The following is a 12009-nucleotide window of genomic DNA, read 5'->3' as shown; positions in this document are numbered from 1 at the left end:
AGGAATATCCGGGCGCTGGCGCCCGGCAAAAAGAGTATTCAGATAGAAAAAGAAGAACCGCAGCCACACGTGGCGGTTGCATTAGGATTTTTCACCAGGAATCGGGAGCCTTCCAGTCCCTCTTCGTAATCGACCTCAGCACCGACCAGATACTGGTAGCTCAGTGAATCCACGACCATTTCAGCTCCCTGCTTTCTGACCAGGGTATCGTCGTCTGCCAGTTGATCATCAAACTTGAAACCATACTGAAAGCCCGAACATCCACCACCAGTGACATAGACACGAAGCCTCAGGCACTTGTTATCTTCATCTTCCATGAGCCGATTGACTTTCTCAGCGGCATTATCCGTCAGTTCGATCGGGTCCGGCATTACCGTTTCAACTACTGCGCTCATTTATCCTCCCGTGCTACCTGATCGCCACAGGCAAACCCTATCTCTGTATACTCTCAGAGTCCTGCTCTTACGGTCTCTGCACGTATAACTGTATTAATATGCTGCGTCCATTATCCAAGTAACCCAGTAAAGCAGTCAACTACTCAGGCGACTTAACCACTTTCGGTCAGTCCGTTTTTCACATCGCCTTCCAGCTCTTCCTGCCAGTCCAGAATATTGGTCAGGCTTCGCACTGCACCACTTTTGACTTTAATGCTGACCATCACTTTCTCGGGCTTGAACCCGTCGGGAAGCGTCAGATTGATATAGTCACGGTTTTCAGGGAAAGACTGAAAATAACGGAACCCAAGTGCCTGGGACTTTTCCATTCCGGCCAGTTCCATCAGGGACAGAGACTCTTTCTTACCATCTTTCACCCCTTTGACAAAGACATTCAGAGTTCCTTTGAGAAACGGGTTGTCTCTGGCCACCTGAGAGACCACCATTCTGAAGCGATACTGATTTTTCTCCTCACCCTGCAGCAGATCAAATGCATAGAGCCTGATGCCTTCAGCACTGTCTTCCGGAGCAAGAATACTCTTGTAAAATGCTAGATCCTTGCTCAGCAGAGCTTTTTCATCTTCCAGATCCCGTATAACACTACGAATGCTGTTTGCCGCCTCGCGGTCCACCTTACTGGTTCTTTCCAGAATAACCAATTTCTGCCTGAGAGACTCCTCTACCCCCAACAAGTCTTGCAACTGATTCCTTAGATCTAAGCTTTCCTGCCTCAGTCTGGCTGCCTCGGTATCGGAAATCCGTCCCCCAAGATAATAAGAAAGTCCCGTAGCCAGAACAAAGGCCAATACCAGAAAAAGCCTGATTTTGCGCTCTCTGGCGGGATCATCACGCACCACCTTCATACTACCCGGCGGCTTGATAGAAAGAGAATCTGGCATCTCATTTATCCTGATAAAAAAGCGGCATAATGAACTTTCCGGGCAAAATTTATGCTTTCAGGGACAATCCCGGCAAGCTCCCGACAACCTAATGTTAAGTACCTGGCCAGTTGGTTTCGCATATTCTGGCGAGTGGATTTTTTCATCCTTCAAGGCGCAACGACGGGCGCGTAGCCATAGCTACGCAACCAGAGTTGGAACGCAGAAGGATGGAAAAAGCCGCCGTCCAGAATATGCGAAACTAACTGGTTAGGTACTTATATAAGCACCTAATCAGATACTTACAAATAGAATCCGCTGGACTATGCAAAAGCCACTTTCCCGGCTGCTTAAAACAGTAACGTTTCGACTCCTATGGCACGATCAGGGTATGATAACCGGCTGTGACTAAAGACTGCCTGAAACCCTGATGCTTGACCGCTGGACTTCTCTCTGGATCAGATCGCCTCTGAATCTTCTTGCCCGCCCACTGAAAAAAGCAGGTGTCCGGGCTGACCAGATTACTCTGACTGGTTTCCTGGTCGGATTAACAGCCCTGCCATTGCTGGCATTTGAACTCTATTTGCCTGCTCTGGTTGCCATTCTTTGCAATCGTCTGATGGATGGGCTCGACGGTGCTCTGGCAAGAATAACACAAACCTCAGATGCCGGTGGCTATCTGGATATAACCCTGGACTTCATCTTTTATTCGGCCATCGTGCTTGGCTTTGCCTTTGCCGATCCTGAAAAAAATGCCCTGATGGCCAGCCTGCTGATCTTTACTTTCGTCGGAACGGGCTCCAGCTTTCTGGGCTATGCGATTATGGCTCAGAAGAGAGGTCTCTCAGACCCTGACTTTAGCAACAAATCCTTCTATTACCTGAATGGTCTGGCAGAAGGTACAGAGACCATTGCCATTTTTGTGGTCTTCTGCCTGTTTCCCCAGTATTTCCCGATTCTGGCTGCATTTTTTGCTGTAACCTGTATCCTGACAACCATGACCAGAGTCTGGGCAGGTTACCAGACTCTCAGGCGGGCAGACGAGCTCGATACCCATCAGTGAATGATAACCATGGAATTATTGAAGATACTGTTTCTACTCTTTATTGCGCTAGCCGTAGTGGTCATGGCAACACAGCGGTTCGGCAAACCCATGAGTCGGGAGAAACAGTCAAAACTGTCAAAAATAGCCATCATACTGATTTTGATCATGCTGGTAGCCAGAATCATCAAAGAGTTCGTCTAGACGAAAGAAGGCAGCGCAAAGCGCTGCCTTTTTTGTTCACTGCCCGAAGGGTCGTGAAGAGTAATCAGTCGATTACTTCAATGTTCTCAGCCTGAGGGCCTTTGGCGCCCTGAGTCACCTCGAACTTAACACGCTGGCCTTCGACCAGAGTTTTGAAACCGGTACCGACGATAGCTCTGAAGTGAGCAAATACGTCCGGACCAGAGTCCTGGCTGATAAAGCCGTAACCTTTGGACTCGTTGAACCATTTAACTGTTCCGGTAGAAGCAGACATAATCAATTCCTGAAATTGAACAAAAATAGGGTGGTCACACAACATGACCGCTTAGCTGAAAGCGTCGCTACTACTTATGATTTATCAGGAAGATCTACAACTATGGAACTTCGAAACGCAAGACATAAATATAAGGCATAACTTAAAGCTAAGCTAATTGTATCTCAAATAGCTACAGAAGCAATGAGTACAACACGATTAAAGATATCGTGAAAATCAGCAGATACAACCCCGGCAACATTGATATAGAGACAACCTGCATGATTATTTCTCATAACCGTTACCTTGATTCCTTATTCCGCACCAAAACCTGCGACTGGAAGACCGCTATCAGAGGGCATGCAGCCTTGTAAAACAGATACCAAAATTCCCAGACAGACAGTTTTGTTGAACTTTGCTACTTATTCCCACACCCAGGCTCACACCAGCCACCTCGAGAAAAGCACCCAGCCATATAACTTGCATCGAACATTTGGGTAGAGAATACTGCAGTTTTGAAGTTATAGCAGAGAAGTAGTGATCATGAAAATAAAAATACGACATCAGGAAGACAGAGACTTACCCCACATTGCAGAAATGTTTGAATATGAGGATTTGGCAGAAAACACCTCCCAGATCCCCTATAACCACTCCGACCACTGGAAACAGCTGTTCCAATCCCGAAGCAATGAATCCGTTCAACTGATTGCAGAGGTAAATGGCAAGGTTGCAGGTCATCTCGGCATTCTTATGTCCAGCAAGCCACGTAAAAAACACGTCGCTACTTTTGGCATCAGCGTACATCCTGATTTTCAGGGACAGGGAATAGGATCAGAACTGGTTGACGAGATGATACAGCTTTGTGATCACTGGCTGAATATTGTTCGCATTGAACTGGGTGTTTTCACAGAAAACAAACAGGCAATCGCCCTGTATAAAAAGTACGGGTTTGAAATTGAAGGGACGTCGCGCTTTGACTGCTTCCGCAGAGGCCAGTACAGCAGCACCTATAAAATGGCCAGAATAAGACCGGATCTGCTGGAACAACTGTCATAACACCAAGGTCCGGGAATAATCTGCAAATCCAGAACGCTGTCCTGAGCCACCAGTATCACAGCAAGGTCTTCTGGTGCACGCTCCATCAGTCCATACTTCAGGCATTGGACAGGTTAAGAATACAAGAAGAGAAAGAATATCAGTCATAACTGGCTCACCGGAATGAGTCAGCCTGAGAACACGATTAACCTCTGAGTAAGAGAGCGTTAAAGCGAGGTATTAATCTCTTTCTCTTTTCTGTAAAGCAGGAGATCGAGCAGGCCCATAAAGAACGCTGAGGCAACAAAGGTCAGATGTATCAGCGCCGCCCACATCAACTTGTCATTTGGGATATTAACCGTATTCATAAACATTTTGAGCAAGTGGATTGAGGAGATGGCTACAATGGAGGCAGCAACCTTGGCCTTAAGTGAGCTGGTATCCATTTTACCTAACCAGCTGAGCTTCTCAGAACTCTCATCCAGGTCTATTTTAGAAACAAAATTTTCATAACCGGCATACATAACCATAACGATCAGGCCCCCAACCAGAGCTAAATCAACTAGCGTAAGCACCTTGAGTATTACCTGCGTCTCATTCATATTAGAAACGTCGAGCAGCAGGTTAGTAACACTCTGAAAAAACTCAATCAATAAAGCGATCAGGACAAGACTCAAGCCGATGTAAATTGGCGCAAGAAGCCAACGGACAGAATAGAGCAGCTTTTCAAACAGTTTTTCCATGGATATGCCAGATCAGTCGGTAGATCATTAAAGGTCGCAGAATATAGCACAATTATTCTAAGCGAAATTACAAAAGTCGTAATGATTTGCGAACCGAGCAGTGCCGACGCATGAAAGACTTGAAGAAGCCATTACCCAGTATACTTGCTCTTTTGATGTCTACCCCTCAAGCGGAAGTGTCCTTTGACCAAAAATAACGCTCAGTCTATGCAACCTGCCAGGCAAGGATGGAGCATCGACAACCCGAACAGGCTCACAAAAAAATATCAAGGCATCAAAGCAGGCGCATCAAGGCCTGCTGTTTCATTCAGTTCGCACATGATATTCATGTTCTGAATGGCCTGACCTGCCGCCCCCTTCACCAGATTATCTATGACCGACAGAATAACTACGGTATCGCCGTCCAGAGGACGATGAACGGAAATGCGGCACTGATTACAGGATTTGACTGAACGGGTTTCCGGATGACTGCCTGCAGGCAAAACATCAACAAAAGGTTCATGACTGAACTTGTTTTCATACAACGCCTGAAGATCAATGGAGTGATCTTTTACCGAAACATAGGACGTTGCATGAATCCCCCTGATCATGGGGACAAGGTGGGGCACAAAAACCAGCTCGCCCCTGTAACCCTGCCCCCCCATTCTGCCTATTCCCTGTCTGATTTCTGGCAGGTGTCTGTGGCCTGGCACACCGTACGCCTTGAATGACTCCGAAACTTCGCACAACAAACTGGCCACTTTGGCTTCACGACCAGCGCCGCTGACTCCTGACTTGGCATCTATAATAACACTGCCTTCTACCAGAGCATTTTCCATCAATGGCAACAGACCCAGCTGTGCAGCTGTCGGATAACAGCCCGGATTAGCCACCAACTGCGCAGTTTTAATGGACTCCCGATTCATTTCTGGCAAACCATAGACCGCTTCTGCCAGCAGTTCGGGACAGGCATGATCAATACCATACCATTGCTTCCAGTCAGTAGCGCTGGACAGACGAAAATCAGCAGCCAGATCCACGACTTTCACACCTTTGTCCAACAGTTTGGGCACGGAATTCATGGCAATTCCGTTGGGCGTTGCGAAGAACACAAGATCACAGGTGGCCAAGACATCATCGTCTGGCTGTGAATAGACAATATCCATCTTGCCTCTAAGCCCTGGATATAGCTCACTGACGGGCTTGCCTGCCTCTTTTCTTGAAGTAATCACCGTTACTTCAACGTCGGGATGAATCGCCAAAAGACGCAGCAACTCTGCTCCGGTATAGCCGGTACCACCAACAATGCCTACCTTGATCATGGATACAACGCCTTAAAAATAGAATATTTATTTAAAATAATAGAATAAATATTTATAAAAGCTCTTTCAAGACTCGCTTCTGCAAATATTCTTTGTGACACTCCCCGCCTTGTCGAGGGTTTACGGCGATTTTGCTAAAAGATGATGCTATTTGGCCCAAGACTACGATAAATATCCCGCAAGCTCTCACCAGCATGCAAAGACTGTTTAAGACAGCGAGTCACTCTAACAGCAGGGTTTCAACAAAACAACGTTCATAACACAACCTAGCCGGTTTACAATACTCAGGAATTCACTCACCCTTTCACCCGGATATCGAACTCTGGCGTCTTTTCCGCTACTCTCTATCCGCTATCAGTAATCAAAAATCAAGGATCTCGCGCATGCTCTGGGTTAAAGCCTTTCATATTATCGCCATGGTCTGTTGGTTTGCAGCCCTTTTCTACCTGCCAAGACTCTTTGTTTATCACGCCATGAGCGAAGATCAGGTCAGTAATGAACGATTCAAGATCATGGAGCGCAAGCTTTACCGTGGGATTGCCCTGCCGTCCATGATCGCCACTCTGGTGCTGGGTATCTGGTTACTCCGTTTCAACCCGTCCTATTATATGAGCAGTGGCTGGATGCACGCCAAGCTGGCATTGGTGGTTCTGCTGATTGGCTATCACCACATGTGTGGCGCGTTCCTGAAAAAGTTTGCCAATGATGCCAACACTAAGTCAGACAAATTCTACCGTATTTTTAATGAAGTGCCGGTTCTGCTTCTGGTGGCTATTGTAATTCTGGTTGTAGTCCGTCCCTTCTAAGGATTAACAACCTTGCGTTTCCGGCATATCTGCCGATAAGACGCCCTGAGTGGTGACACCCCGAACAGGTGTTTCCAAAGCTCGGGGGATCCAGTTATGAAGCGCAAAGATTATAAAGTCATATTCAAAGGGCAGATTCTTCCTGGCTTTTCCGAAGCTGAAGTCAAAAATAATCTGGCCCGTTTGTTCAATGCCGATGCGCAGCGCATTGACCGCCTTTTTTCAGGCAAGCCCTACGCGGTTCGAAAGCCTGTCACCAGGAAAGAAGCCCGCAAATACGAAGAAGCCATTAGAAAGGCCGGTGGACAATGCCGGATTATGACCCTGGATGGCTCAAAAACATTACCACCCACTGAAGAAAACAGCTCATCTATCTTTGCCGAGACCTCGCTGTCCAGAGCACCCCGACAAAATAGTAATGAGCCATTGCGGCTGATAAGACGCATCGGACGAACCCGCTACCTGGCCATGAGTTGGCTGGTCGTAGCTGTAGAAGCTGTTGCCTTCCTGCTCCCTGATTATTTACCAATGCTGATTGGAGCAGCCCTGACTATTCAGCAGACTGTGTCAATGGTTCTGGGCATTCACAGTCTGGCAATCATGCTTACACTTTATCTGGTCATTACCCGACTTCACGATATGGATCGAAGCGGCTGGCTGTGGCTGTTTCTGGTCATTCCAGTGGTCAATATTCTGCTGCTTTTCTGGCTCAGTATCGGGCCGGGCACAGAAGGAAAAAACAACTATGGGGAGCAGCCGTTACCACCAGCCAATCTGACACGTGCACTGGGCATTTATCTTCCCATCTCATTGATGCTTGTTGGAGTCGCTGGCGCTTATCTCTATCAGGAACAACTGGTGACCTGGATTCAGATGTTGCCTGAAGCGACCAAGAAATGGACGGGGCTTGAGTATCCGGGATAAAAGGCTAAATTACCTTTGTGCCCTGAACAGATTCTAACGATATGATTTTCCTATCTGCGGAATACCTTTCCCCGGACTGTAGAAATTCCGATAGAGGCATTCAAAAATAGTATCTGAATACGCATCTTTACGCAGTCCACTGACCTGCATCAATGGTTATAATCGAAACTTTTATAACGTTGCCCGTATTATGAGCCGATATTCGTCTGGTGAATTGCAAAGCATTTTTATTCATCCCTGGTTTTCGAATATCTGTCCTGCGGGCCACCATGATGCAAACAGTTCCTTCAGTATTGAACTCAGGGTGCTTCGGCACACAGAGTCAAACTACTGTTGACACATACCCCTTCAGAAGGCTGACCGGAGTCAATCGGTCAGCCTCCCATTGCAAGTATTCTGCTAGGTACTATTTCAATGAGCAAAGACAGCATTCTGGTCATCAACTGCGGCAGCTCATCCCTCAAATTCGCAGTGATTAACCCGACAACGGAAGAAGAGAAAATCAACGGCATCGCTGAACGCCTGGACAGCAGCGAAGCGGTTCTGCGCTGGAAGGTCAAGGGCGAGAAAGGCTCTCAGGCGCTCGGACTGGCTGCACACGAAGCAGCTTTGGAAGCACTCATGGGCCTCCTGCGTGAAGAAGGTCTGGTAGAAGGCATCTCCGCCATTGGTCACCGCGTTGTTCACGGTGGAGAGAAGTTCTCCAAGTCCTGTCTGGTCACAGATGAGGTTCTGCAGGCGATTGAAGACGGCACCAAGCTGGCTCCTCTGCATAGCCCAGCCAACCTTGCAGGTATCCGTGCCGCCCAGAAAATTTTCCCGGGCCTGCCCAATGTTGTTGTTTTTGACACTGCATTCCATCAGACCATGCCAGCCGAAGCTTACCTCTACCCGATTCCATACAGCCTGTACAAAGAACACGGTGTTCGTCGTTACGGCTTTCATGGAACCAGCTATCGCTATGTCGGTCAGGCTGCTGCCGACATGCTGGGTCTGGATATCAATGACAGCAATCTCGTGGTAGCTCATCTGGGTAACGGAGCCTCTGCCTGTGCGATCAAGAATGGCAAGTCCATTGATACCACTATGGGCCTGACACCTCTGGAAGGTCTGGTTATGGGCACCCGTTCCGGTGATGTTGACCCCAACCTCTTCAACTTCCTGAACAAAACTCTGGGCTACACCCTGGAAGAAGCCACCGACCTGCTGAATAAGAAGAGCGGTCTACTGGGCCTGTCTGAAATGGACAGCGACTGTCGTGTTATTGAAGACGCTGCAGCTCAAGGCAATGAACGTGCGCAACTGACCCTGGACGTTTTCTGCCATGTTCTGGCTGAAAAAGTAGCGGGTTTTGCTGCCGCCATGGGTAAGATTGATGCCCTGGTATTCACCGGCGGTATCGGAGAGAACTCCAGCGTCATTCGCAAGAACGTTATTGAACGCCTGAGCATTTTCGGCTTCAAGGTAGACAACAAGCTCAATGATGAAACTTTCCGGGGCAGAAGCGGTGTTATTACCGAGGAAGGCTCAACGATTGCAATGGTCGTGACCACCAACGAAGAGCTAATGATTTCCCGTGACACTCAGGCCCTGATCGCCTGATTCAACCTGGGGTCTGCCTGAAGACCCCATGTTTGACTTGCTTGCGAACATTTCTGGAGCTGCATTATGCGTACGTTTTTTCTGGCCCCAACCCGATATGGAGTCGGCCTGACTTCAGTCTCCCTGGGTCTGGTGCGGGCACTCGACACTCTGGGCCTGAGGGTAAAATTCTTTAAGCCCATTGCCCAGTTGCATACGACGGATAAAGGACCTGAGCGTTCTACACGACTGGCTCAGCGTATTATGGACCATGAGCCACCGACACCGATTACCACCCAAAGGGTTGAAAACCTGCTGGGAGACAATAAAGGTGATGAGATTATGGAAGAGATTGTCGCTCTATTCGACGATGCTTCCGAAGGGGCTGAAGTGGTCGTAGTCGAAGGCTTGGTTCCCACCCGTGACATGCCTTATGCCAACCGCCTTAACAGCGATATGGCCAGAACATTGAACGCCGATATTATTCTGGTTTCAGAAAAAGGCAAGGACTCTCTGGAAGATGTTGCAGATAAACTGGAAATTGCTGCCGACAGTTTTGGTGGCATCAAAAACCCCAGTGTCATCGGTTATATCCTGAACAAACTGGATAAAGAGCTGGTTGAGCAACTGACTGAAGATCAACAATTCAGACCCTTGCCCGAGTTTACTCGCAAGAGCTTCTTGCCCCTGGGTTACATCAGCTACGATCCACAGCTGAGTTCACACCGCACTCTGGACATTGCCCGCCATCTGGGTTGTGAAGTCATTAACGAAGGTGACATTGCCCAGCGTCGTGTTAATTCCTACACACTGAGTGCCAGAACTCCCAGTAACATGATCCAATACCTGAAGCCCGGTAATCTGATCATTACTGCCGGTGACCGTGATGATATTGTTCTGGCAACCTCTATGGCAGCCTCCAACGGTGTTCCCCTGCCCGGATTGTTACTCACCAGCGGAATCAGAATGTCCAAGGCTGTTCAGGAGCTCTGTGCCAAAGCATTCTCTACCGGTCTGCCAGTCCTGATGACTGAAGATGACTCTTATACGACCGCTACCCGTCTGGATCGCATGAGTGACGAGCTGCCTCTGGACGACATGGAGCGTATTGAAAAAGTGATGAACACCATCGCCGAGAATCTTAATAACAACTGGTTCAAGCAGCACTGCGGAGGTCTGACAGAGCGTCGTCTTTCGCCTCCGGCATTTCGCTACAGTCTGGTGCAACAGGCAAAAGCAGCTCGCAAACGCATTGTTCTGCCAGAAGGTGATGAGCCAAGAACCATTCAGGCTGCCATCATCTGTCAGGAACGCGGCATTGCCGAGTGTATCCTGCTGGGTAATCGCGAAGTTATTGAACAGGTCGCTCGTGACAACGGTTTTGATCTGCCAGAAGGGCTGATTATTATGGACCCCAGGAGTATCAGTCAGCGTTACATTGAGCCCATGGTCGAACTGCGCAAGCATAAAGGCCTGAATGCTCCTATGGCAGAAGCTCAGCTGGAAGATACCGTTGTTCTGGGTACCATGATGCTGGCCACGGACGAAGTGGATGGCCTGGTTTCCGGCGCTGTCCACACTACGGCCAACACCATCCGTCCGGCTTTCCAGCTGATCAAGCCGAAAAAAGACGCCGGTGGACTGGTATCTTCCATCTTCTTTATGTTGCTGCCTGATCAGGTTCTGGTGTACGGTGACTGCGCCGTTAATCCAAACCCTGACGCAGAAGCTTTGGCTAACATTGCCATTCAGAGTGCCGACTCCGCCAGAGCCTTTGGCATTGAGCCGCGCATCGCGATGATCAGCTACTCTACAGGCTCTTCCGGCATTGGTGCAGACGTTGAGCGTGTTCGCGATGCTACCCAGCTGGTTCGTGAGAAGCGCCCTGATCTGGTGGTTGACGGTCCACTGCAGTACGACGCTGCGTCCGTCGAATCTGTTGCCAAGAGCAAGGCGCCCGACTCAGACGTTGCTGGTCGTGCAACTGTCTTCGTATTCCCGGACCTCAATACGGGCAATACTACCTACAAAGCTGTACAGCGTAGTGCCAATGTCATCAGTGTAGGTCCAATGCTTCAGGGTCTGAACAAGCCGGTCAACGACCTCTCCCGCGGTGCTCTGGTGGACGATATTGTCTACACCATTGCCCTCACCGCTATTCAGGCTGCTGCCGAAAAAGCCTGACTCTGCCTTTTGTTCGGGGGAGACAAAATGTCTCTCCCGTCATTTATGCAAATCAAATATCTCATCTCACTGTCGTTTGTTTATCCTGCTACACATCTTCCTGAACACGACCGCGAATAATCTCTTAATCATTCGAGGCAACACATAATTGTCACACTTCTTGCTTAACATTTATGAACAATCATTCAAGTAAGGAGAAACTGTGTCGACATTGGATTATTACGCCCTGAAGAAAATAACAAAAGCAGAGAAATTGACAATGAAACTTCATCTTAATACCAAGTCAACGGTTACCTGTAACTGCTGCGGCCATTCCGAAACTGAAACCATGCCACTGGATGCTTGCGTTTATCTCTATGAATGCAGAAGCTGTAAAAACCTGATGACTCCCCAGAGAGGGGACTGCTGCATCTTTTGTTCTCGTGGCTCCCATCCCTGCCCCACCAGCCAGAAAGAAAGCAGAAGCTATCGAGTAATACCCAAGCAAGAACAAGCAGCCACGGAAGCCTCACACTATGAGACGAGCCAAACGATGGCAGGATAATCTGTCTGCCAGCCCGTAAAGGAGCCAGTGAGGCCGACGAACGCTTATCTCAGAACAGTTTCGGCACACTGGCTGGCTTT

Annotated in this window: 13 protein-coding genes; 8 read left to right on the top strand and 5 right to left on the bottom strand. The window is 48.6% G+C overall.

Going from position 1 to position 12009, the window contains the following annotated elements; genetic code table 11:
* Positions 1-38 precede the first annotated feature (38 nt).
* Both erpA and ACOJUN_RS14430 read right to left on the bottom strand, forming a co-directional pair.
* Complete coding sequence (gene erpA / locus ACOJUN_RS14435) at positions 39-395, bottom strand: iron-sulfur cluster insertion protein ErpA (RefSeq protein ID WP_422132638.1); 357 nt, start codon at positions 393-395, stop codon at positions 39-41.
* Between the two features lie 152 nt (positions 396-547).
* Complete coding sequence (locus ACOJUN_RS14430; RefSeq protein WP_422132637.1) at positions 548-1333, bottom strand: DUF6776 family protein; 786 nt, start codon at positions 1331-1333, stop codon at positions 548-550.
* Positions 1334-1742: 409 nt separating this feature from the next.
* Here ACOJUN_RS14430 and ACOJUN_RS14425 point away from each other — a divergent pair, with 409 nt between their 5' ends.
* Both ACOJUN_RS14425 and ACOJUN_RS14420 read left to right on the top strand, forming a co-directional pair.
* Entirely contained in the window at positions 1743-2375 is a 633-nt protein-coding gene (locus tag ACOJUN_RS14425; protein ID WP_422132636.1) for a CDP-alcohol phosphatidyltransferase family protein, read from the top strand.
* Positions 2376-2384: 9 nt separating this feature from the next.
* A complete protein-coding gene (locus ACOJUN_RS14420) occupies positions 2385-2558 on the top strand; it encodes a hypothetical protein (protein WP_422132635.1) in 174 nt (57 codons plus the stop codon).
* A 64-nt stretch (positions 2559-2622) separates the two neighbouring features.
* Here ACOJUN_RS14420 and ACOJUN_RS14415 read toward each other — a convergent pair whose 3' ends face one another.
* Positions 2623-2832, bottom strand: a complete 210-nt coding sequence (locus ACOJUN_RS14415) for a cold-shock protein (protein ID WP_034832746.1) — start codon at positions 2830-2832, stop codon at positions 2623-2625.
* Positions 2833-3354: 522 nt separating this feature from the next.
* On the opposite strand from ACOJUN_RS14415, the gene ACOJUN_RS14410 reads away from it, so the two are divergent.
* Positions 3355-3867: a GNAT family N-acetyltransferase gene (locus tag ACOJUN_RS14410; protein ID WP_422132634.1), complete on the top strand. Its 513-nt coding sequence runs from the start codon at positions 3355-3357 to the stop codon at positions 3865-3867.
* Positions 3868-4073: 206 nt separating this feature from the next.
* On the opposite strand, the gene ACOJUN_RS14405 is transcribed toward ACOJUN_RS14410, so the two are convergent.
* Positions 4074-4589, bottom strand: a complete 516-nt coding sequence (locus ACOJUN_RS14405) for a TIGR00645 family protein (RefSeq protein WP_422132633.1) — start codon at positions 4587-4589, stop codon at positions 4074-4076.
* Between the two features lie 266 nt (positions 4590-4855).
* Positions 4856-5890 (bottom strand): N-acetyl-gamma-glutamyl-phosphate reductase, encoded by a 1035-nt coding sequence (gene argC, locus ACOJUN_RS14400; RefSeq protein WP_422132632.1) that lies wholly within the window; start codon positions 5888-5890, stop codon positions 4856-4858.
* A gap of 383 nt (positions 5891-6273) precedes the next feature.
* On the opposite strand from argC, the gene hemJ reads away from it, so the two are divergent.
* The 5 genes from hemJ (at position 6274) to ACOJUN_RS14375 (ending at position 11929) form a co-directional block, all read left to right on the top strand.
* Positions 6274-6696: a protoporphyrinogen oxidase HemJ gene (hemJ, locus tag ACOJUN_RS14395; RefSeq protein ID WP_422132631.1), complete on the top strand. Its 423-nt coding sequence runs from the start codon at positions 6274-6276 to the stop codon at positions 6694-6696.
* A 96-nt stretch (positions 6697-6792) separates the two neighbouring features.
* Positions 6793-7620: a DUF805 domain-containing protein gene (locus ACOJUN_RS14390; protein ID WP_422132630.1), complete on the top strand. Its 828-nt coding sequence runs from the start codon at positions 6793-6795 to the stop codon at positions 7618-7620.
* 414 nt (positions 7621-8034) lie between these two features.
* Entirely contained in the window at positions 8035-9222 is a 1188-nt protein-coding gene (locus ACOJUN_RS14385) for an acetate kinase (RefSeq protein ID WP_422132629.1), read from the top strand.
* Positions 9223-9288: 66 nt separating this feature from the next.
* Positions 9289-11385, top strand: coding sequence for a phosphate acetyltransferase (gene pta / locus ACOJUN_RS14380; protein WP_422132628.1), 2097 nt, complete (start codon positions 9289-9291; stop codon positions 11383-11385).
* A 259-nt stretch (positions 11386-11644) separates the two neighbouring features.
* Complete coding sequence (locus ACOJUN_RS14375; protein ID WP_422137076.1) at positions 11645-11929, top strand: GDCCVxC domain-containing (seleno)protein; 285 nt, start codon at positions 11645-11647, stop codon at positions 11927-11929.
* The last annotated feature ends 80 nt before the right edge of the window (positions 11930-12009 follow it).

The organism is Endozoicomonas sp. ALD040 (assembly GCF_049275945.1).
GTDB lineage: Bacteria > Pseudomonadota > Gammaproteobacteria > Pseudomonadales > Endozoicomonadaceae > Endozoicomonas_A.
This window is presented reverse-complemented; position numbering and strand designations above follow the sequence as displayed.